Raw genomic sequence first — 23,101 nt, forward strand, 5'->3', positions numbered from 1 at the left:
ATGAAAATTATTAAAAAAGTTGTTGTCTCTGGGATAGTGTTAATACTTTTCCTACTCGGCTCGAAGGAATATATGGGGTATGACTATTTTTATAAGTATAAGGATATAAGGGAGCATGCAAAGAGTATTGAAAAAAATTTCTCAGAGCTCGAAGGAAATTTAAAAAAAGCCCTCTGGTTTTCAAAGAATCCCTTGTTTTATAAAGAGACGGCTCGATTGTATCTTGAGATGGCGCTTGTCGTGAATGAATCTGGAATAGAGGAGAAGAGAGATTTGTATGTTGATATGGCAAGAGATTTTTATCTTGATATGGCAAAGGGTAGCCTTATTCAGGTGATAAAGAGAAACCCTGCTGATGCATTTTCATATTATGAGATGGGAAAAGTTTATATGCTTTATAATTTTCCTTTACTAACATATATGGATAAAGCAAAACTCTATTTTATAAAAGCTCTTGAATTAAAACCAGCCGATGAGTTTTTGAATTTGAATATAATTTATATTTATTTAACCCAATGGGATTTCCTGAATGATGGAGAGAAAAGATTTGTATTTAAAAGACTGTGGAAAATATGGAAGAATAATCAAAATTTTATTCCTCAGATTAAAAATCGATGGACAGAGAATTTTGGAGAGGCTGAGAAGTTGAAAGAAATACTTTCAACAAATGAAGTTTTATGGTTGCAAATAAACCACTATTTCAAAAATAGTAACGCAGAACATGGCTAAAAACTCATTAACTATATGTCTTTGATATATAGCAAACGCATAAAATATTGTTATATGTAGGGCAAGGCTTTAGCCTTGCATTAAGCAACCCTAAAGGGTTGCCCTACAATTTATTTAATGCGTTTGTATTAGTTTCCATATTTTGTATAAAATAATACAGAATTTATAAACTATAAAATTTCCACAAAGAATTGCATTTCTCTTTACCCAAAAATTATCGAACTTTTGTTAAAGAATTAAAAAATAGTCTTCTTATGAAATTAAATAAATAATCATAGTAAAGATGAGATATTGAGGAGGAGGAGTTATTATGTCCTAAAAGAGAATGGCAGCGCTACGGGGATTCGAACCCCGGTTTGATGGCTGAGAACCACCCGTCCTAGGCCTCTAGACGATAGCGCCGTGGCTGGGAAGCAGGGATTCGAACCCCGATTCCATGATCCAGAGTCATGTGTCCTACCGTTGGACGACTTCCCAATAATAATTTTTTTTAATATTTCTGAGCCTAAAAGTCAACTTCATGCCCCTACGTGAGCTGAATCAATTTCTATGATATCAAATCAGTTGGGTAGCTTGAAAGTCTGCCAGCCTGAGGCAAATTTTTTTGTGATGTAAAATTCCATTTTCAGATCAATCCCTTGATCCCTTTTGACTGAAAGAGTGAATAAAACGCAAATTCCTTCATCACTATATTATTTTATCATTCAGGGGCTTTAATTGAGTTAGATGGGCAGCTTTATTTGACAGCCCAGTTGATGAGAAACAAAGCTGCTGGAAGGTTTTCCCAGAATACTGGAAATATTTCAGATTCTGGAGTGATAAAGCCTCCGGAGATAAAATCCTTCGGGTTTAATTCAATCGTAAATGAAGGAATGTTAAAAACACCATAAACCCAGTCTATGTAATCTCCATTTGTAAGATACATAATTAGTGAACCCTGACCGTATCCATAAGTATTCTCCCTCACATTCGTAATCAGTTTCGCCATCTCGCCTGAAAGATAATGAAACAGATCTCTATCCTTTGATATGATTTTTGTATATCCCCAGGGATACAGAATTACCTGGCTGTAATTATGGTAGCTCACAGCTGCAGCAAACTTTCTCTGACTCATAAAATCCCTCAAAAAAGCTGTTTCTGGTTCTGAGAAAGGATATTTTCCCCGATAAACCTGACTGTATGTAGAAGGAGAGGAGCCTTTATCATCGATTCCCCACATGTATCCATAATTTCTGTTTAAATCAACTCCAAAGGTACCATTTCCGTTATCACGTCTATTTTTCCTCCAGTATCTATACACATTTATCGAATACTCAAGTCCATCCGGGTTAAGGAGAGGAACAAACCACACTTCAGAACTATCAACAATTTTTTTTATCTCAGGGTTCGATGAATATTCCTGGCTGAGGTAATGAGCCAACAAATATGGAACCTCAACAGATATCCATTCTCTGGCATGATGAGCGCCGACGAATAAAATTTCAGACTCCTTTTCATCCTGACTCACATTATCGCTTATCTTTATAGCATATATATTCCTTCCTTCAATGCTCGTTCCTATTGATGTCACTTTAAAAATCTCAGGATATTTTTTCTCCAGTTCATGAATGTCTTTCTCAAGTTCTCGATACGAATGGAACATTCCATTCTGACCTTTTTTTGGAAGAGCGATCTCTTTATCGAAAGCTCTTATCGATTCATAGTTAAAAGAAAATTTTGATTTTACTACTGCTCTGAATTCAGCCTGATTAACAATCGCATAGATTTTTTCCTGACCCACTGCAATCACATCAAGCTGGGAAAGCAAAGAAATCTGCCCTGGTTTAATCTTATCCAGATAAAAGCTTATAATTCTTACCTTTTCTTCTGAATAAACACTTATTACTGAAACCAGAATTAGTAAAAAAGTTGATAAAAATATCTTAATCTTTTTCATCGTTAACTCCACTAAAATAGACTATAGAAATTAAAAATTTTTTGCTGGAAATTTTCTCCACATCTGTTGCAGAACCTGTACTGTAAGCTCCATCAATCCTGAACTTTCCCAAACTAACCCCTGCTCCAAAAGTGAAATTATTGTAGTTAATCTCAGTTTTTCTCAAAGGTTGTGGGTCATAGAAATATCCAATTCTTAAATGCAGGGACTCCTTTGGAAATAATAAGCTGTATTCTCCTCCAATACATATTTCAATTACACTCTTAAAATTTCTCTCAACTTTTTCTCCAAAATAAAAGTATTCATATTTCTTCCAAGGAAAATAAATAAAATCAGATGAAATCAGAATATTTTTTCTCAAAAAGTATGAAAACCCTAAACCTGCTAGAAAAGGCTTTTTAGTCTCATCCTTAGAAGTGTCCTTCTGGAAGATTTCTATTACAGGAGATTTAAACTCTCTCAGTATTTCTGAATCGGTTTTAATTCTCAGAGGAGATTTTATCGATGCTCCCACATTGAGATTGAAAGGAGTTCTGTAGAAAAATCCAATCCCTAAATTCCAACCGTATAAGTCATGAGATTTTTCATCAAAGTAGCTCGTTCCACTGCCAAATTCTTCAGAGATCTTCAGGTATCTTTTACCAGCGATGTAATTGAATGAGATTCCAAGGCTCAAATCAGATATAATTTCTCTGCTAACCGAAAGATTTATTCCCCTTGCATTACCAGAAAATTCTCCGTTTAATGGCTGTCCTGGATATGGGACTACAAAATCCGGCCTTTCATAACTTTCAAAAAAGAAATAGTTTACTCCATAAGTGAAGCCTTTGTATGGAAATATAAATCCAGCTGATCCCACATCAAAAATTGAAATGCCAAGCTTACTGGATCTTATTGATGAAGTATTTATCAAAGAATACCTGAACATTTCCGAAGTCTGGGCAAATAAAGTTATGGAAGCTTTAAAAGATTTTAAATTTGCAAGGAGAGCTGGGTTAAAAAGTGATGCTGAAGACTCAGAAGAATTTGCTATAGCTGTGTTTCCCATTCCTAAATTTCTTGCACTTAAGAAACCAAATATATTCCATGTTCCTAAAGGTGCTTCATCTTCATACTGCAAAGGCGGCGATTGAGCATGTAAAGTAAAATGCAATGGAAAAGTCAGAATAAAAATTATTAATGCATATTTTTTCATTTAGAGAATTATAGATTATCAAGCGATTTTTTTCAAAAATTTTATTTTGCTTTATAAGCATCAAAAAATGTCTTACCGATTACTTATAACTTGTGTTATAATACGAATCTCGGAGGAAAAATGCGAACTATGATCATAATTTCAGCGATTGCAGTTTTAATGTTTTCTTTATCTTCATGCATCATTATAACAGGAGATTTAAGCAGAGATTACAGAGAACAGAAACCGAGAAATTTCTATTTCAGGGTTGGCCCCGAACATAATGAAAGAGAAGTCTTTTCCTTCATTGTAAGATATCCCAACAGAATAGAGATAGAGGCCACATGGTCAGGAAGCGCAGATGAATTAGCCCTCATTCTCGATGGTCCTGGAAGAGAAGCTTTCTATGCAAAAAAGGAGGGCCGCTCTCCCCTTCATATATCATTAAATGTAGACGACTATATCTTAAGACAGGGAAAGATCTGGAAAGTCTCAGTCGTAAATTTCAAAAAAAGTGGCTGGGCTGAAGGTAGAATCAGAGTTAAATTTTTATAAGCCTCAATTACTTTAATTAGGAACTCATCAGAATTTTTCATAATTACATAATTAACTGTATCAATGTTAAGAGGTCAACCATCTTCTGAGCGAAGGGGATGGTTGACCTCTTTCTTTATTAAAAAATTCGGACATGTCCCTAATTTTCTATTTGCAAAAATTTTTTACATTACATAATATAAACCAGTGAAAAATTTCACGAAAGAAAAAGTTAAATTCTTATTAATTTTCTTTATTATCTTAATTTTTTTCCTTTCTTTTTCTCTATTCACCGATATCCCAAGAATTCAAAGAGGAGGTTTTTTTGATGACGAATCAATCTATTACTCAATGGCTCTAAGTATTGCAGAGGATTATGATTTAAAATATACAAGAGCAGACCTTGCAAGAATCTACGAAAGATTTATGACAGGTCCTCAGGGATTTTTTCTAAAAAGGGGAAGAAATGGAGATATCTTCTACGCTAAGTCGTTCGCCTACCCATTATTCGTGGCTCCTTTTGTAAAACTCTTTAAATTTCATGGATTCTTCGTGTTCCATTCAATCCTTATTTTTTTAATCCTTCTTGCGGGATACCATTTCTTTAAATATTCAAGCAAATTGAACATCTTCATTCCTGTAACTTTTCTTTTTGCATCAATCACCTGGATATTCTTTTTCTGGATAACTCCGGAATTTTTCAACTTTGCGATAGTTTTTTTTGCAGTTTTTTTCTGGCTTTATAAGATCAAAAAGAAAGAGGAAGAAGGTTTTTCTGAAAAAAATTTGAATTTTTTTCAGAATCTAACCTATGGAAAATACTCTGATTTAATTTCAGCAATATTGATCGGAGTGGCTACATTTTCAAAACTTCCGAATGCTATCATTCTTTTGCCAATCGGACTTTATTATTTATTTAATAAAAAATTTTTAAAGATTTTACTAATTGGTGTTTTCTTCCTGATTACAATAGGAATCTTTTTTGGGACAAACTTTATTCTCACAGGTGACCCTAATTACATGGGAGGAGAAAGAAAAACTTTTTACTTCAGGTTTCCTTTTGAAGACCCGGAAACGACATTTGATAACATAGGAATCTTACACACATCTGAAGATTACTGGCAGAGATTTCATATTTCTCCAAAAACTGTAATCTGGAATTTTTTTTATTTCTTTTTTGGGAGATTCTCAGGGATTGCTCTTTACTATTTTCCAGCCTTCCTTTCTCTAATTCTTTTCATCACACATAAAAAAAGAATTTGGGAAACATGTCTTGTGATTACAATTTTTGTAGAAATTTTTTTATACATCGTGCTAATCCCTGATAATTATTATGGAGGAGGGGGAACTCTTGGCAATAGATATTTTATGAACTTATATCCTCTTTTCTTTTTCCTAAGCGAAACAAAAAAAATAAAATCAATCGCATCAGAATGGCTGATTTCCTTGTTTTTTCTTGGCCAGATTTTCCTGAACCCGATTTTCTCAAGCTCTTATCCAGGAACCCATGCAAAAAACTATCCGTTTAAGCTTTTCCCTCCAGAGAAAACTCTCGTCGAGAATTTTTCCACAAACACTAACCCAAGAGCATTTAGAGTTCCTTTTGGAGACCCGATTCAATACTGGCTTTATTATCTGGATGACAATTTCCATGCAAAAGAGGGGATGTCATTCTGGACTGTGGGAAGTTCAGAGCTCGAAATGATTTTAGAGTCGCCAAAAAAACTAAAGGGAATAAAAATTTATTTAACAAACAACAGAGTAAACAACAACAGGGTAAAAATTAAAGTGGATGGAATCTCAAAAAAATACATACTCAGGTCTTCCCAGGTAATCGAAGAACATTTCCCTGCGATAGATGGGTTTCCGTTCAAAAAACATTTTCTATACCATATAAAAATATATTCTCAAAAAGGCGAGATCCCCTATTTCATCGATCACAGAAATGTTGATAAAAGATTTATGGGCGTGTATGTGAGAATCGAAGTCTATTGATATGTGTGGAATAGCGGGAATCTGCAACATAAATCGTAAAGAACCTTTTTCTCAAGAAACTATCAAAAAAATGACAGACACGATCATACATAGAGGTCCGGATGATGAAGGGTTCTATTCAGGATATGGAGTTGCGTTAGGAACAAGAAGGCTAAAAATAATTGACCTTGTCACAGGTCATCAGCCATTATCGAATGAGAATAAAAAAATATGGGTTTCATTTAACGGTGAAATTTATAATTTCTTGGAACTCAGGGATGAACTTATAAAGAAAGGACATGTTTTCTCAACAAAATCTGACACAGAGACAATCGTTCATTCCTATGAAGAGTATGGAGAAGAATTTTTAGAAAAATTAAGGGGGATGTTTGCAATCTCTCTCTGGGATTCTGAAAAAAGAAAGTTGATTCTTGCAAGGGATAGAGTAGGGAAAAAACCTCTTTATTACACGCTGCTGAATAATGGCACACTTCTTTTTGGGTCTGAAATAAAAACGATTCTCACATCAGAGGAGGTAAAAAAGGATTTGGATTTAAATGCTCTTGACCTTTTTCTGACCCTCGAATATATACCATCACCCCTTTCGATATTTAAATATATAAAAAAACTTGAGCCAGGACATATGTTAACTTTTTCGAAAGAAGGATTAAAAATTAAAAAATACTGGAAATTGAATTCCCTCCCAGAGAATGAATTTGAAAATTTAGAGGATGTAAAAACTAAGTTGGTTGAGATACTTAAAGAATCAGTAAGATTGAGGTTGATTTCTGATGTTCCGCTTGGAGCTTTTTTGAGTGGTGGAATTGACTCATCCTCTGTTGTTGCGATGATGTATCAGCTTGGAGCATATCCGATTAAGACTTTTTCAATCGGTTTCAAGGAATCCTCCTACAGCGAAATTGAATATGCAAGAAAAATATCTTCTCTATTCCACACAGACCATGAAGAGTTTATCCTTGAGCCAAAAGCTGTAGAACTCATAGAGAAGCTTATAAATTTTTTAGACGAACCTTTAGGAGATTTCTCCATATTTCCCACATATTTAGTTTCCAAAATGGCAAGGAAATATGTAACAGTAATCCTTTCAGGAGATGGAGGGGATGAACTCTTTGGTGGCTATGAACATTACGTTGCTCAGAAAATAGAATCGATTACAAGAAAGATTCCATTTAAACCTTTTCATAAATTATTTCCATTCTTATCAGGCTTTTTACCTCCCACTGAGTTAAAAAAAGGACTTACCAACAAGTTCAAAAGATTTTCAGAGGGAATGAATTCTGATGATGAACTCAGGCATTTTCGATGGATGATATTTTTAGATTCGAAATTAAAAGAAAATCTTTACACGGAGAGGTTCAAAAAAGAGCTTGTAAAAATTTCAAAAATTTATGAGACATTCCCATTTTCAAATGTATATAAAGAAATGAATAACTGGGATTCTGTAAATGGAGAGCTTTTCCTCGATTTTAAAACTTATCTTCCGGATGACATCATGGTAAAAGTTGATAGAATGTCTATGGCAGAATCCCTTGAGGCAAGAGCTCCCCTTTTAGACCATAAACTTGTAGAGTTTGTTTTTTCTTTGAAAGGAAATCTAAAGGTTAAAGGATTAGAAACAAAATGGATTTTTAAAAAAGCCATGGAAAAATATCTTCCAAAGGAGATAATTTACAGACAGAAAGAAGGCTTCAGCATTCCGATAAAAAACTGGCTGAAGAATGAGCTGAGGGATTTAATGGAAGAGTATCTTTCCGAGAGAAGAATAACTCAGGAAGGTTTCTTTAACTACAATGAAATCAAAAGAATGAAAGATGAACATATAAACGGAATAGAAAACCACAGCCACAGACTCTGGGCTCTTCTCTTCTACCAGTACTGGAAAGAAAAATACCTAATTTTATAAATAAATAAAATTTTTTGTAGAATAAAATTTAGTATATTTTTTAAGGCCACCCTTCCATCTCACTTATATATTTTCTTTAATGTTTAGAGGAGGATTTTAGAAGATAAAGGAAGATAGGAGCTCCTATAAGGGAGGTAATAACACCAACTGGAATTTCTGAAGGAGGATAAATGGTTCTTGCGATCAAATCCGCATAGATTAGATAAACTCCTCCTAAAAAGCACGAGTATGGAAGAACTTTGCGATGGTCAGAGCCTAATATAACCCTAACTGCATGGGGAATTATCAATCCCACAAAGCCGATGATCCCGGCTATAGAAACTGAGAAAGAAGTGAGAAAAGTTGCTATGATTAAACTAATTCTTCTTAGAAACTTTACATTCAATCCTGTTGATTTTGCCATCTCATCTCCCATAACAAGCAAGTTTAAATCTTTTGAGAAAAAAACACTAAGAGAAAAAAAGAAAACAAAATACGGGAAGAAATTAAAAACTTTTTTCCAGTCAGAACCCGAAAAACTTCCAAGCATCCAGAATATAAAGCTTTGCAGATTTTCCTGTTTGAAAATTAAAATTATGCTCGTGAGGGACGATGTGATTGAGCCAATTATTATTCCGATCAAAAGTAAAGTTACGGGCTTTGGTTCACCTCGAAAGTATGAAATGGAATATACAGCTAAAACAGTTACAAGGCCGAAAAAAAATGAGAAAAATGCCTGAGAGCTCATTCCAAGAAGAGATAAATTTATGCCTATAAAAGTACTGAGAACAGCCCCAAACGAAGATCCAGAGGAAACGCCAATTATGTATGGCTCTGCTAAAGGATTTCCGAAAAAAGCCTGGAGAATTGCCCCTGAAATGGAAAGAGATGCTCCTACAAGAAAAGCAATTATTATCCGTGGAATTCTTAATTCAAAAAGTATGGTTTTTTTGACTTCATCGTCAAATATTTTTCCTGAAAGGATTTCTTTCGGAGAAATTTCTACTGTTCCTGAAAATGTTGAGATAAACAGGGAAAATAACAACATCAAAAATATTGTAAAAGAAAATATCAATTCTCTATTTTTTTTCAGCATCAGTCATCCCTTTTATAATTTCTTCAAAAGCCTCTACAATCCTCGGCCCTGGTCTTGAGACTAGATCCTCATTGAGATAAAAAACCTTTCTATCCTTTATCGCGCTGATGAGTTCAATTCCTGGAATTTGTTTAAGCTCTATAAGTTGTCTGTGATAATCATTTTCATCTTTACTCATCATGAAAATTATATCCGGATTTTTTGATAGAAATTCTTCTTTACTCATTTTAAACCAGAATGAATTTACTGAGGAGATGTTTATACCTCCGGCTTTTTGTATAAGTTCATTTATGATTGTGTTTTTCCCAGCTGTCCAGAGTTCCTTTCCATCGAGACAAACAAAGGCCTTTGGGGATGATTTTATTTTAAATTCATTTTTAAGCTTTTTTATATCATTTTTAATTCTTTTGACAAACTCGATTCCATCTTCCTTTTTTCCTGTTATTTCAGAAATTTTTATTATCATTCTGAATAAATCCTCCAGGCTTTCTTTGAAGTTTATGGCAAAGATATTTACTTTAAGCTTTTTCAACCTGTGTATTGCCTGAAGGGAATTCCCTCTGGTTCCAATTACTAAATCAGGGTTTAACGAAAGAATTTTTTCAAAATTCAAATCAAGAATTCCCCCAACAATTTCTTTTTGTTTAGCTTTCTCAGGAAAATTACAGAACCTTGTGACGCCAGCTACCCTGTTTTCCAGACCAAGAGAAAAAAGTATCTCGGTGATGTTAGGAGCGAGAGAAACTATTCTTTGAGGAGGATATTTTATTGAAATTCTGTTATTCAGGTCATCAGTAAATTCTTTTATCTCATTTTTTCCTGAAGAAGATAAATTTAATTTGACTTGTTTTATAGGTTGTTTGTTTATAAATATATTTATTGGACAGCGCCCACCCCGATAGAGAACTATTAAAGATATAAAAGATACAATAAGTAAGGAAAAGAGAATAGCTAATATTTTTTGGTTCTTTCTCATTTAAATTCTTTCAAAGCCACTCAGTTATTCATCTCACCTTTTTTCAGGAAAAATGAGTGGAGGAGAATCAGGAGATTCTTTTAGAATTTTAACTTCTGCATCGTATACTTTTTTTATGTTTTCCCTTTCGAGCATTTCAGAAACTTTGCCATTCTTGAATATCTTTCCCTCCACAAGGAATAATATTTTTTTTGAATAAAGAGAAGCCAGATTCAGATTGTGTTCTGTTACAAGAAGAGTTTTTTTCTTTTTTTTAACTAATTCTTCTAAAATCTCATAAACCTCAATCTGAAAGTTAATATCAAGATGAGAACTCGGCTCATCCAGAAAAATTATCGGCGTGTCCTGGGCAAGGGCTTTTGCAATGAAAACTCTCTGAATTTCTCCAGAACTTAATTCAAGGATTTTTCGGTCTTTAAAATCTAAAACTTTTGTGATTTCCATTGCTTCAAAAACAGTCTCATCCGAGTTTTTCTCAAATCTTCCCTTGTATGGATATCTTCCCATCTCAACTATTTCTTTCACTGTGAAAGGAAATGGCGTGAAATTCATCTGGGGAACATAGGAGATAATTTTTGCAATTTTTTTTTGTGAGAGTGAAGATACACTCTTTCCCTCAACAATAACCTCTCCAGCAACTTTTGGAACAAAGCCCAATATTGCCTTTAAAAGCGTTGTTTTTCCTGAGCCATTTTTTCCGAGAATAGCGAGAAAATCTCCTTCATATAGAGAAAACGAAATATTTTTTATTTTAAAAATAGCATCATATCCCGCAGAAAGATTATGGACTCTTAAAATTTCTCCTATTTTTTCCATTGCAGACCCACAAGGATTCCCCTATCAGGAGATGGGTATCCATAGATTTCTTCATAGGACCTGTTCAACAAATTACTTATCCTGATTGTAAAGAAAAATCCATCCTTTAAATCTATTCTGATGTTTGCATTTATCCGATTGAATGGAGGATTGTCCACTATTGAGAAATATCTTTCATCGAGATCTTTTCTATTTCCCACATAGATGAAATTTAAATTAAGGTTTATTTTTTCTCGAATAAGAAAATTCAAGGAAGAACTCCATGTATCTTTCGTTCTTCTTAGCAAGGGTTGTCCCTTCCCTTCGGAAAGTATGAGTCCGGTGTAGTTAAAATTTAAATTTATTTCTCTTACCGGATAAAGGAGGAGTGAAAATTCATATCCTTTTGAACCAAATTTAGCTAAATTTTCCATCCTGTATTTAAAGAAATCAAAAACTATGAGATTTTTATAATCGGATTTGAAATATGTTACTCCTGAAATTATTCTTCCTTCCAAGAAGTTTTTTTCAACTCCGATCTCCCAGCTTGTTGCCGTCTCTGGCTTTAATTCTGAATTTCCAAAAGGTCCTGCATATTCGATTGGAATCGGAGCTCTGAAGCCTTTTCCCCATGACGATTTGATCTTTACATTTCCATAAGGAATAAAATAGCAACCCGTAATTCTTGGAGATATGTATTCTCCAAATTGATTGTTGCTGTCATATCTTACTCCTGCTGTCAATACGAAGTTCTTCATTGATTTAAATTGATTCTGTATAAAAAGAGATTTATTTGAGATACGGAGGCTCTTAAAGTTTTCTCCAAAAGAATTTTCATCAGAGACTCGAGATTCTTCAATTTCTCCTCCAAAGCTCAATATATTACTTTTGTTGTAAATTAAATCCTGTTGAAGGTTTAATCTTAAAAGAGAAGAATCAGTTTTTGAATAAGTGTAGCCAAAGAAATCCTGGGGATCATTGAACTGATAGTTTCTATCGAAATAGGAAAGGTTTATAGAGAAGTGTGATTTTTCAGATTTCCTTGTGAAAGGAATCGATACAAAATTTTCTTTTACTCTGTTATTCCTCATGGGAGAAGGAAAGCCCATTGAAAAAGGAATTTCTGTCATCGAATTATATGACCTTAAAAATATAGCCAGATTCGTTTTTTCGCTGAAGAAAATTTCACCTTTTCCGGATAAATCAAATGCTCTGAATCCATCATTTTCTATTTCTCCGTTGCTTTTCCAGTAATAAGAAAAAATTGAAAAATCTGTATGTTTGAATTTTCTTGATACAGATGCTATTCCGTTAATTGTGCCATCAGACCCGCTGTTTAATTCCAGGCTCAGAAATTTATCAGGTTTTTTTGTTATTAAATTTATAACTCCTCCCATCGCCCTTGACCCCCATAGAGTGCTCTGAGGACCTTTTATTATTTCTATCCTTTCAACATTGTGGAGGGGAATCTGGGAGAAGTCATAGGAATAGGAAGACCAGTCAATAATCGGAATTCCATCGAGCATCACAAGATTGTGATTTGAGCTGGAACCTCTTAAGAATAGCGACGAAAAATGACCTGTGGATCCATTTTGAAAAACATTTGCTCCTGGCATAAAGTTTAAAATTTCGTTCAGGGTTTTAAACCCCATTTTTTCAATATCTTCTTTTGTAATAAGAGTGTATGAAGTCGATACTTCTTTGAGTTTTTCCTCGTACCTGTTTGCAGTTACGATTACTTTTTCATAAATTTTGAATTCCTCCTCTTTCTTTTTTTCATCTGAAAAGCTAAATAAAACCGCTGTAAAACACAAAACAAACATTAAGATAATCTTTTGCATTTATTCCTCCTGCGATAAATTTTTAATTTTTTCCTCAATTTTTTTGAACCCTCTTCCCTCCGAAGAGAGAATTCTTTCTCAGGGCTAAGTAGGTCTCCTGACTCTTGGATCACCCCCAGCCCTGCCTTCCCATTCTCTTCATCAGAGAACAGTGGCTTTTAGGGCTGAGTCCCCAATCACAGTAGCGGGGGCTGTGGTGGATTTAAAACCACCTTCCCTTGACACTTATGCCCCAGGAATTCCAGCTAACAATTAACTGGAAATGAAATATTATTTCAAAAAAATTTTTATGTCAAATTAAATTTTTTTTAAATAAATTAAAAGAGTTCAATTTCACAGAGTCATTCGCAGGGAGAAAGTACATTTTTGAACTCTTTCCTTTAAGTTTTCAAGAATTTCTTCTTTTTAAAGGAAGTTCTTTAAAAATACCCGAAAATGCTCAAGATATCACCCGGAATATCTTTAACGCTATTTCTCCTTTATATGAAGTGATTCGTGATCTGATGTTATGTGACACTGGCTTTGCAAATCATTTTACTAAATTGGACACGGGTAGAATTTTCGAAAACAGTATTTTTCAGGATCTCAGAATGAAGGGCGAACTCAATTACTATCAGAGAAAAAGCGGGACTGAGATTGACTTCATCCTGGATAAGAAAAAGGCATATGAAGTTAAACTATAGCAAACGCATAAAATATTGTTACATGTAGGGCAAGGCTTTAGCCTTGCATTAAGCAACCCCCGAATCAAGTTCGGGGCAGGCTCTAAAGGGTTGCCCTACAATTTATTTAATGCGTTTGTATTAAATCTGAATGAATTTGATATAAAGAGACTAAAAGAGATGGCTAATGAATTAAATTTAGAAGAATTTAAAATCGTCTCAAAAAATTACAGAGAGTTATAAAACATCGAGTATGGTTTTATGCAGTAGATTTTTAAATATTGGCCAGAGAAGCTATGAGTTTTTTGGCATTTTCCGTTAAGGTATTCCAATCATTTGTTTCAATTGCTTTTTTGTCAAGTAGAGCAGTTCCGATTCCCACACAGCAGGCTCCGTTCATAATAAAATCCTTTGCATTATCGAGGTTTACTCCTCCAGTGGGCATTATTTTTATGTGAGGTAAAGGTCCTTTTATATCCTTAAAATATGTGGGTCCGATCGAGGTTGCTGGAAAGACTTTCACAATGTCAGCACCTATTTGCCAGGCTGAAACAATCTCTGTTGGAGTGAAAGCTCCAGGAAAAACTGGAATAGTATAACGATTGCAAACTTTAATCATTTCGTAATTTGTAACAGGCGAAACAACAAATTCGGCACCTGAGAGAATGGCTATTCGTGCAGTTTCAGAATCGAGAACACTTCCAGCACCTATGACAACATCCTGAGGTTTATTTTTTGCCATGGCTTTAATCACGTCAATAGCATCAGGAGTGGTCATGGTAATTTCAATTGCTCTAACACCCCCAGCTTGAACAGCTTCGATCACTTTCAACAATTTTTCAGAATCGGACATTCGAATAACAGCTATAACTTTTGTTTGAAATATTGTATTTAAAACTTTTTCTTTTGACATGGACACCTCCTCTTTTACCTTTGCACTCTGCCTGAAGTTTCGCCTTCCATCAAAGCGAGGACTTCTTTTTCGGAAGCCAAATTAAAATCGCCGGGAATCGAATGCTTGAGGCAGGATGCTGCGATGGCGAATTCCAGTGCTTCTTTATCGTTACCGAATTTGATTAACCCATGAATTAGGCCGGCTGAAAAAGCATCTCCTCCGCCGATCCGGTCAACGATATCAGTGATGTCGTATTTGGTTCCAATCAAGCATTCCTTTTCATTTCGTAAAACAGCTGACCATCCGTTATGGTCAGCGCTGTGGCTTTCCCTCAAGGTAATAGCTATTTTTTCGAGGTTTGGATACATATCTATAACTTTTTTGCTCAACCTCTCATAAAAAGATAAGTCCAATTTGCTTCCGGATACATCCATTTCTTCTTCGATTCCCAGGGATTTCTGGCAATCTTCTTCATTGGCAATCCCTATATCCGCATATTTGACGATATTTTTCATTACCTCTGGAGCTGATTTCCCATATCTCCAGAGTTTTGCTCTGTAGTTTAAATCAATCGATACTGTAATATCTTTTGATTTTGCTGCATTAACAGCTTCAAGGGTCAAATCAGCTGCTGACTGGCTGATGGCAGGTGTTATCCCAGTTGTATGAAACCATTTCGCATCCTTAAAAACGAGTTCCCAATCAATATCCCCTCTTTTAGCCTCAGCCATTGAAGAATGTTCCCGGTCATAAATAACCTTTGAAGGTCTCTGGTTGGCACCGGTTTCTGTAAAATAGATGCCCAACCGATTACCTTTTTTAACGATAAACCTGGTATCAATGCCAAATTTTTTAAGCTCTGATGCCACTGATTCTCCAATCTCGTTATCGGGAAGAACTGTGACATATCGAACACTATGCCCGAAGTTTGAGAGCGAGACTGCCACGTTCGCCTCTGCTCCTCCGAAGAAAATATGAAAAACTGGAGATTGAAAAAGCTTTTCTTTTCCTGGAGGCGATAGTCTAAGCAATATTTCTCCAAAAGTTACAATTGCTTCCATGATTTATTCTCCTAAAAACTTCATATTCATCATATTCATAATATCATGTTTTTTTAATTTTTTTTTCTGTTTTTTTGAAAAATGGATTATCTAATACAAACGCATTAAATAAATTGTAGGGCAACCCTTTAAGGTTGCTTAATGCAAGGCTAAAGCCTTGCCCTACATGTAATGACATTTAATGCGTTTGAATTAATATGGAAAAATGATAAGAAGGAGGTTGGCATGAAAAAATATTTATATTTGGTAACAATAATCAGTATAATGATTGGATTAGGCGGGTTTTCAGCCAATATAGACCAGAAGAAACTAACTGAGGAACCAGAGCCTTCATATCGGGAGGATGCTCCATCAAATGTCCGTCATCCAGAAGTTGACACTAATGTCTATCTTTACATCAATCACTGGAGAAACTCACTCCCCCATGAGGGACATGGTGGTCTGATTGAAAGGGATATCCTTACCCCTGGTGATCCTTTAAATCCTCCTAAAAAAGGTGCAGTTTTGAAGTATCTTAAAGCTTATAAACGAGCGGTTCTCCAGCCCAGATGCAACACTCAGCCCACAAAACACGATAAAGAACAGGTCTTTTTCTATGTGATGAGTGGAACTGGGCAAGTGGAAGGTGGTAATAAGAAAGCTGAACTCGAGGAGGGTACTGCTTTAGTGATTCCTGCTGGACTAGAGTACAGGTTTTTCAATCCAAATGAAGTTCCCCTTGAGATGATTATAGTTGTTGAGGAGATGCCTAACGGGTTCAAGCCAAACATAGAAATGTCTGTTGGAAGTTATCACAACTCAAAGCCAGGAGTTGGATACCACTGGGCTCATATAGGTAGAGGATTTTTATATGATGTAAATCCTAAATTTGCAAACCCTATGGGCATGGCAGTAGTATCAATCGATAAATTCGACATAGCGCAGCCTCATGTTCATGGTCCAGGATGCGAGGAGATCTGGTTGCAGCTTAAGGGAAAGAGCCTTTTATTTTTCGGAAACCGCCTATTGTGGCAGGAGCCAGGAGAAGCATTCCTTATCCCACCAAACAATAGAGTTCCCCACTGCTCAATTAATCATACTGATGAGCACATGCTTTGGCTCTACCTCGGTAACCGCCATGATCACTTGAAAAAATCTCAAAGGACAGCATGGGAAGTTAAAAATGATAAGATTATCAAAGAGCGAAACATCAAAGGTAGAATTCGCAATGACATTCCTGAATCGAAAGTTGTTTCGAACCTTGAGCCAGGTGTTGTGATAAGCATTAATGAACTGCCTGTTACTGAGATCGCACCTGGTGTAAAAACTCGAATATACTGGGGAAAGGGTATTCTTATAAGCTGGATGACATTAGAGCCATACTCAGAGATTCCTGTGGAAAGACTTCCAAGCGAGCGTATCATGGTAGTTATGAAAGGTTCAGTTGACCAGCTTATCAGTGGAACCTTTGTTACAATGCAGGCTCTTGAACGAGAGGAGCCAACTGGCATAAATGGAGGCACTCCTAAAAATGAGTTTGTTTTTCTTGAAAAAGGTTCTAAAAATGCTATGAAAGCAGGAAAAGATGGTGCAGAAATTGTTGAAGTATACTCCCCTGTACGTCTTGATTACATGAAAAAAGCTGGGGCTTCCAGATTACCCAAAAAAGTTCAAACTGGAAATTTTCCATTAAAGCCATCTGTGAAACCGAACAAGATTTATGATTTGCATGATTTGCAATTTACAGAGCTTGCTCCTGGAGCTTACTCCAGGCTTATCTCAGGTAATGGTGCCCAGCTGAGTTTCATCAAGATGAACCCCGATTCAACCTTTGACCTTCATATCCATCCTGAAGAGCAGTTAATGATAGTCCTTCGTGGCTGGATCGATGAGATTATAATGGATAAAGTCACCAGAATGGAAAAAGGAGACATTCTTCTTCTGCCAGGAAATATGGTCCATGGTGGAAGGATTGGGCCTTTTGGTTGTGATGTGCTCGATGTTTTCTGGCCGCCTCGTCCTGATTATAAAGAAAAAATGGAAAGGAGGCTTTCAGCTTATCATGCCATAATTCCTGAAGATTCAAAGGTTGAACTCGTCGTTGATGGTGGAAAAGAAGGTCCTGGGCTTAATTTTACTGAAGGGCCCTCATGGTTAAACGGTAGACTCTATTTTTCAAGCATGTACTTCGATAAGGACTGGAACGGTGATCCCAAAAGGAGTTCCTTGGTTGAGATGGACCCAGGTGGTACCTATCATTATATATCGCACGGCAAGATGCAGACAAATGGAACTAAACCTCTGGACAACGGAAATTTAGCTGTCTGTGATATGTTTGGTCACCACGTGATTGAAATGACAAAAGAAGGGAAGGTCGTGAGAACTTTGGCGAGCATGTATAACGGAAGACCCTTTGATGGACCAAATGACCTTGTAATCAATCGAAAAGGTGGCATTTACTTTACTGATCCTCAGTTCACACCTCAAAAGGAAAAATACCAACCTGGTAGGAGTGTTTATTATCTTACACCGAAAGGTGAAGTTATAAGGGTTATAGAACCTGATGAATTTGCCATGCCGAATGGTATTGCTCTGAGTCCTGATGGAAAGACTCTTTATGTCAACAACACTTTTGATGATGAAAAATGGTGGAATGTTGACAGCAATAAAGATAACTTTGTCTGGGCATATGATATTAGTGATGATGGTACTCTGTCCAATGCTCGAAAATTTGCAGAACTTTTCCTTACACCAGAAGTACTCGATAGAAAAGGAAAAAGCTCAGGCGCCGACGGTATGACTGTGGATGAGCTTGGTAATTTATATGTAGCCACCTATATGGGTCTCCAGATTTTTAGTTCTAAAGGTGAATTTATAGGCATCATTAACTTCCCCGTATACCCTGTCAACATCTGTTTTGGAGATGACGTCATGAACACAATTTATGCAACATGTTATGATAAGATTTACAAGATCCGCACAAAGGTGAAGGGTTTAATACATTCATCTAAGAATTGATCATCCTTCTATATACAAAAAGGAGTCAACTATAAAGAATTGAGGCATGGGTTGAAATGAATCTGATTAATCATAGTGAACGGCATAAATAAGTTGACATTTTTCTTTGTAGGGCAACCCTTTAGAGCCTGCCCCGAACCTTGCCCTGAACTTGTTTCATGGGTTGATTCGGGGGTTGCTTTTCGCAAGGCTAAAGCCTTGCCCTACGTCTATTTATTTTTAGCGTTTACCCCGTTAGAAAGTGAAAACTTTCTAACGAGGTTTACTATATTTTAGGAGATGATTATGTTAAAAAGTAAAGACATTTTAAAACGCCGAGATTTTCTTAAAAGAATTGGTCTGAGCGTAATGGGAATGATTGCTCTTGGAAGAGAATCTTTTTACCATGACAAAAAATATGCTGACACAGATGATCGGCAAAGCAAAGTCAGCCAATTATACAAAGAAGTAACTAAGCCTGCTCGGGTGACTTTGGTTAAAGGTAATGACAGGCGGGAGATCGTGTACCGGTCACTAAAGTTGATTGAAGATGAAATTTTAAAATCAATCGGCAACAAAAGAATTTTGATAAAGCCAAATCTTGTCCTTGCAGATAATCCCCTTGCTGTTACTCATGTAGATGCTATAAGAGCTACTTTAGATTTTCTTAAGCCTCATTATAAAAAACAGATATTAATCGGCGAATCAAGCGTTCATAACACCTCAGATTGTTTTAAGAATTATGGGTATCTTCCTTTGGAAAAAGAATATAATGTGAAGATTGTCGACCTTAATCGGAGTTCCTATAAATATCGATACGTTTTAGGAAAAGAAAATCAACCAGTGTCAATAAGAATTATCTCCTCTTTTTTAGATCCAAATCTTTACATTATTTCAGCTGCTCAAATGAAAACTCACAATATTGTACTCGTTACATTGTCATTAAAAAACATTCTCCTTGGCTGTCCTCTTAATGATTACAAGAAAAATGACAAGGGTTTGATGCATACTGGTCCTCGAGCTGTGAATGATATCTGTCATTTTAACATGTTTCATATGGCTCAGGAAGTGTATCCTGATCTGGCAGTAATAGATGGATTTGAGGCTATGGAGGGTAATGGTCCTGCCTGGGGAACTCCTTTTGACTCCCGCGTTTCAATTGCCAGTTGTGATGCTCTGGCAGCAGACACCATAGCCACAAAAATAATGGGCTTTGATCCCAATAGGATTCTTTATCTTTCAGCAATGTCAGAAGCAGGGATGGGCCAGGGAGATATCGAAAAGATAAAGGTGATTGGCACACCGCTGGAACAGTGCCTTTATCATTTTAAGCCTCATGAAGAAATGGCGAAACTCTATAAATTATAAACACTATAAAAAAGCTAAGAAATTTACATGAGGTTATTCTTGTATTTATTTTTTTTGTGCGCTTTGGTCACTCTAATGATGTTTCTCATCGGTTGCCAATCTGAGCTGGGATTCCCCTTAGTTGCACTTTTTGTATCTTTAGCTTTTTATTTTATGGGACACAAGCTTCTTAAAAGTTTTGCTTTTACAATCTGGGTGTTAGCATTTGTTGCCTCTTCTATGTTTTATCCTTCTGCATTCGAAAGATGGTTTGGAATCGAGTTAAAAATTCTTATTGTCCCTCTTATTCAGATTATCATGTTCGGTATGGGTACTACTCTGACCGTGAAAGATTTTGAAAGGGTTCTTATAATGCCTTGGCCTGTTTTCATTGGGATATTTCTTCAATTTTCAGTGATGCCGATTGTGGGTTACAGCATTGCTTCGCTTTTGAGTTTTGAGCCTGAAATAGCCGCTGGTATTGTTTTAGTCGGTTCAGTTTCAGGGGGAGTTGCGTCTAATGTTATGACATATCTTGCAAGTGGCAATGTTGCACTTTCCGTTACAATGACCTCATGTTCGACACTTATGTCTCCAGTTATGACCCCCTTCTTAATGAAGACTCTCGGAGGAAAGCTCATACCAGTGGATTTTATAGCAATGATGCTTTCGATATTCAACATGATTATAGTCCCAATTGTTGCAGGATTGATTGCTAACAAGATACTACAAAGCAGCAATAAATGGGCAAATAAAGTAGAATCGTTAGGCCTTATTTCATCCGGCATCATATTTTTTGTTATAGTGCTAATTTTTTTTCGAGAGAATTTTCTTGGGCCTCTGGCCACCCTCAAGAATGGAATAATCCTTGGATTTTCTCTGATTGGAATAATTGCTTTAGTTAAACTTATTATTAACCTTTTATTAAAAGTTCCGCAAAATTGGTTCTATGAGGCCTTGCCAATAGTTTCGATGTTTTGTATCTGTTTTATCATAGCTATTATCACTGCACAATCCAGAGATACCCTTTTAACCGTGGGAATGAAGCTACTTCTCGCTGTTTTTATTCACAACTCCGTCGGTTATTTCCTCGGATACTGGGGCGCTAAGGCGGCAAAGTTAGATGAAAGGTCATGCCGTACTGTGGCTTTCGAAGTGGGAATGCAGAATGGAGGAATGGCGACAGGTATTGCAATGGATGTGTTGAAGAGCGCAAAGGCAGCGTTAGCTCCTGCGATATTTGGTCCATGGATGAACATTTCTGGATCTGTGCTGGCTAACTGGTGGCGTCGAAAACCTATATAATTCCAACAAAAATTTTAGAAGTAAGTAAAGTTTTGTGCTCCCCCCATTCCCGCTCAGCATTCGTGACGGTTTTCAGGAACCTTCGGTTTCTCCGCCACCCTTCCTGCTCACCCTATATATTTAGAATTTATTCTTTATCAAGTATTAAGATGGTCGTTGATATATCGTTCAGAAGATGGTTGACCTCTTCTTTTAAAAAATAAATTTGACAAAGTTGTTTTACTTTGATTAATATATAGCTTATTTTTTGAAAGGAGATTTTTTAAGTGAAATTAAGAGGTAAAGTAAAGTGGTTCAACAACACAAAAGGCTATGGGTTTATTTTCACAGATGATGGAAAAGAAGTTTTTGTGCATTATTCAGCAATTCAGGGAGATGGATTTAAATCCCTGGATAAGGGCCAGAATGTAGAATTTGAATTGGTAGAAGGGCCCAAAGGATTAACAGCAAAGAATGTAACAAAGGCTTAAAATAGATAAGTAATTTATTTAATCCGATAAAACCACATTAAAAAAAGCCAGAGTTCAACGGCATAAGGAATTCTTTTATTTGCTATCAAGACTTCTAACGTTTTAAAATCCTTTATCAAATTAAACAATTCAAACAAATCCTCAACTTCTCTTGGGGTATACGAAACATAATACTTCTTAAGATTACCATCACCCAGTTCATAATAAGTCGGAGATTTCCTTGCTAACTCCACTGCCCTATCGAAATTTTCAGAATTTTCTTTTCTAAAACATATCGTCACTTTAAAGACTTGCTTTTCAGAAGGATTTAATATTTCTTTTATTTTTTCTTCCTGGACTTCTTTTGCCTTTCTCAAATAAATTTCATCCATTTAAATCTCCTATAGAATAAACATACAATCACCATAACTATAAAATCTGTATTTTTCTCTTATTGCCTGTTCATATGCACTCCTGATAAGCTCAAGGCCAGCAAATGCTGATACAAGCATCAAAAGAGTAGATTTTGGAAGATGAAAATTTGTCAGAAGACAATCTGCTATCTTGAACTCATAAGGAGGTCTGATGAAAATATCAGCAAAGAAACTTCCTGTGTTAATTTTCCCCTCTTTATAAGCAGACTCAAGGGCTCTTGTTACTGTAGTTCCAACAGCTACTATTCTCCTCTTTTCCCTTTTTGCAGTTTCTATTTTTGCTCCTGTTTCTATGTCTATGTAAGCTTCTTCTCTTTCCATTACATGCTGATCAACATCATCTGTTCTTACAGGTCTGAATGTTCCTTCGCCTATCTTCAGGGTAATCTCCAAGATTTCCACACCTTTTTTTCTTATCTCTTCAATTACTCCTTCTGTAAAATGAAGGGAAGCAGTAGGAGTTGCAATTGAACCTTCTTTTTTTGCCCATATCGATTGATACCTGATTAAATCTTCACTTCTTAAATTAACACTTTCTAATGGGCTTTTTTTTATGTATGGAGGAAGTGGTGCAAATCCAATTTCTTTTAAAATTTCCTCCAACTTCTTTCCTCTTTCTGAAAATCTGATGATTTTCTTTTGATTTTTTTCCCCTATTATCAATCCTTTAAGTCCATCATAACAAAAATTTATTAAATCTCCTTCTTTCAATCTCCTTGAATTCTTTACGAGGATTTCCCAACCACCATCATCAACCTCTCTGACTAAAAGCATTTCTAAAGGCTTGTTGTCACCATTTTTATATCCATAAATTTTTGCTGGTATCACCTTTGTATTGTTTATCACAAGAACATCTCCTCCCCTCAAAAACTCTGGAAATTTCTTAAAAAAACTTGAGAAGGATTTTTTCTCTTTCTTATCCACAACCATCATCCTGGATTCATCCCTTCTTTCCAATGGATGCTGAACAATTAGCTCTTTAGGTAGATAATAGTCAAAAAGGGATACATCCAT

At 35.8% G+C, this 23,101-nt stretch carries 19 protein-coding genes, 2 tRNA genes and 1 riboswitch; of the genes, 9 read left to right on the top strand and 12 right to left on the bottom strand.

The genetic code is table 11. The features are described 5' to 3' along the window. Entirely contained in the window at positions 1-729 is a 729-nt protein-coding gene (locus AB1410_05380) for a hypothetical protein (GenBank protein ID MEW6456133.1), read from the top strand. A 326-nt stretch (positions 730-1,055) separates the two neighbouring features. On the opposite strand, the gene AB1410_05385 is transcribed toward AB1410_05380, so the two are convergent. From AB1410_05385 to AB1410_05400, 4 genes are all read right to left on the bottom strand, one after another. Continuing rightward, positions 1,056-1,131 (bottom strand) — tRNA-Glu (locus tag AB1410_05385). Between the two features lies 1 nt (position 1,132). Further along, positions 1,133-1,206 (bottom strand) — tRNA-Gln (locus AB1410_05390). Positions 1,207-1,465: 259 nt separating this feature from the next. Then, positions 1,466-2,665: a M14 family metallopeptidase gene (locus tag AB1410_05395; GenBank protein ID MEW6456134.1), complete on the bottom strand. Its 1,200-nt coding sequence runs from the start codon at positions 2,663-2,665 to the stop codon at positions 1,466-1,468. After that, a complete protein-coding gene (locus tag AB1410_05400; protein MEW6456135.1) occupies positions 2,652-3,860 on the bottom strand; it encodes a hypothetical protein in 1,209 nt (402 codons plus the stop codon). Before AB1410_05400 ends, AB1410_05395 begins: the two co-directional genes overlap by 14 nt. Before the next feature lie 120 nt (positions 3,861-3,980). On the opposite strand from AB1410_05400, the gene AB1410_05405 reads away from it, so the two are divergent. From AB1410_05405 to asnB, 3 genes are all read left to right on the top strand, one after another. Continuing rightward, positions 3,981-4,394, top strand: coding sequence for a hypothetical protein (locus AB1410_05405; GenBank protein MEW6456136.1), 414 nt, complete (start codon positions 3,981-3,983; stop codon positions 4,392-4,394). A 186-nt stretch (positions 4,395-4,580) separates the two neighbouring features. Then, positions 4,581-6,368 carry a hypothetical protein gene (locus AB1410_05410; protein ID MEW6456137.1) on the top strand — a complete coding sequence of 596 codons (1,788 nt, stop codon included), beginning with the start codon at positions 4,581-4,583 and terminating at the stop codon, positions 6,366-6,368. 1 nt (position 6,369) lies between these two features. After that, entirely contained in the window at positions 6,370-8,271 is a 1,902-nt protein-coding gene (asnB, locus tag AB1410_05415; protein MEW6456138.1) for an asparagine synthase (glutamine-hydrolyzing), read from the top strand. Between the two features lie 76 nt (positions 8,272-8,347). Here asnB and AB1410_05420 read toward each other — a convergent pair whose 3' ends face one another. Genes AB1410_05420 through AB1410_05435 form a run of 4 tightly spaced genes read right to left on the bottom strand, consistent with a single transcriptional unit; the run spans position 8,348 to position 12,958 of the window. After that, positions 8,348-9,346 (bottom strand): iron ABC transporter permease, encoded by a 999-nt coding sequence (locus AB1410_05420; GenBank protein MEW6456139.1) that lies wholly within the window; start codon positions 9,344-9,346, stop codon positions 8,348-8,350. Continuing rightward, on the bottom strand, positions 9,330-10,322 hold the full coding sequence (locus AB1410_05425) for an ABC transporter substrate-binding protein (protein MEW6456140.1): 993 nt from the start codon (positions 10,320-10,322) through the stop codon (positions 9,330-9,332). The genes AB1410_05420 and AB1410_05425 overlap by 17 nt, the downstream gene beginning before the upstream one ends. 33 nt (positions 10,323-10,355) lie before the next feature. After that, positions 10,356-11,138, bottom strand: coding sequence for an ABC transporter ATP-binding protein (locus AB1410_05430; protein MEW6456141.1), 783 nt, complete (start codon positions 11,136-11,138; stop codon positions 10,356-10,358). After that, positions 11,126-12,958 carry a TonB-dependent receptor gene (locus AB1410_05435; GenBank protein MEW6456142.1) on the bottom strand — a complete coding sequence of 611 codons (1,833 nt, stop codon included), beginning with the start codon at positions 12,956-12,958 and terminating at the stop codon, positions 11,126-11,128. The genes AB1410_05430 and AB1410_05435 overlap by 13 nt, the downstream gene beginning before the upstream one ends. Positions 12,959-13,027: 69 nt before the next feature. Continuing rightward, positions 13,028-13,229: riboswitch (cobalamin riboswitch) on the bottom strand. Between the two features lie 232 nt (positions 13,230-13,461). Between AB1410_05435 and AB1410_05440 the strand changes: the two genes are divergently transcribed. Continuing rightward, positions 13,462-13,641 (top strand): DUF4143 domain-containing protein, encoded by a 180-nt coding sequence (locus AB1410_05440; GenBank protein MEW6456143.1) that lies wholly within the window; start codon positions 13,462-13,464, stop codon positions 13,639-13,641. A gap of 253 nt (positions 13,642-13,894) precedes the next feature. On the opposite strand, the gene AB1410_05445 is transcribed toward AB1410_05440, so the two are convergent. Beyond that, positions 13,895-14,533, bottom strand: a complete 639-nt coding sequence (locus AB1410_05445) for a bifunctional 2-keto-4-hydroxyglutarate aldolase/2-keto-3-deoxy-6-phosphogluconate aldolase (GenBank protein ID MEW6456144.1) — start codon at positions 14,531-14,533, stop codon at positions 13,895-13,897. A gap of 14 nt (positions 14,534-14,547) precedes the next feature. Beyond that, complete coding sequence (locus AB1410_05450; protein MEW6456145.1) at positions 14,548-15,576, bottom strand: sugar kinase; 1,029 nt, start codon at positions 15,574-15,576, stop codon at positions 14,548-14,550. A gap of 225 nt (positions 15,577-15,801) precedes the next feature. Here AB1410_05450 and AB1410_05455 point away from each other — a divergent pair, with 225 nt between their 5' ends. The 4 genes from AB1410_05455 to AB1410_05470 all read left to right on the top strand — a co-directional run bounded on the left by AB1410_05455 (position 15,802) and on the right by AB1410_05470 (position 21,674). Next, positions 15,802-18,573 (top strand): SMP-30/gluconolactonase/LRE family protein, encoded by a 2,772-nt coding sequence (locus AB1410_05455; GenBank protein ID MEW6456146.1) that lies wholly within the window; start codon positions 15,802-15,804, stop codon positions 18,571-18,573. A 285-nt stretch (positions 18,574-18,858) separates the two neighbouring features. Further along, a complete protein-coding gene (locus AB1410_05460; protein MEW6456147.1) occupies positions 18,859-19,920 on the top strand; it encodes a DUF362 domain-containing protein in 1,062 nt (353 codons plus the stop codon). Positions 19,921-19,959: 39 nt separating this feature from the next. Then, on the top strand, positions 19,960-21,204 hold the full coding sequence (locus AB1410_05465) for a bile acid:sodium symporter family protein (protein ID MEW6456148.1): 1,245 nt from the start codon (positions 19,960-19,962) through the stop codon (positions 21,202-21,204). Between the two features lie 266 nt (positions 21,205-21,470). Further along, positions 21,471-21,674 (top strand): cold-shock protein, encoded by a 204-nt coding sequence (locus AB1410_05470; GenBank protein MEW6456149.1) that lies wholly within the window; start codon positions 21,471-21,473, stop codon positions 21,672-21,674. A 14-nt stretch (positions 21,675-21,688) separates the two neighbouring features. Here the strand turns inward: AB1410_05470 and AB1410_05475 are convergent, their stop codons facing one another. Beyond that, entirely contained in the window at positions 21,689-22,045 is a 357-nt protein-coding gene (locus tag AB1410_05475) for a hypothetical protein (protein MEW6456150.1), read from the bottom strand. A gap of 9 nt (positions 22,046-22,054) precedes the next feature. Further along, positions 22,055-23,101 carry a tRNA preQ1(34) S-adenosylmethionine ribosyltransferase-isomerase QueA gene (gene queA / locus AB1410_05480; protein MEW6456151.1) on the bottom strand — a complete coding sequence of 349 codons (1,047 nt, stop codon included), beginning with the start codon at positions 23,099-23,101 and terminating at the stop codon, positions 22,055-22,057.

Source organism: Acidobacteriota bacterium (genome assembly GCA_040756905.1).
In the GTDB taxonomy this organism is placed as follows: Bacteria; Acidobacteriota; Aminicenantia; order JBFLYD01; family JBFLYD01; genus JBFLYD01.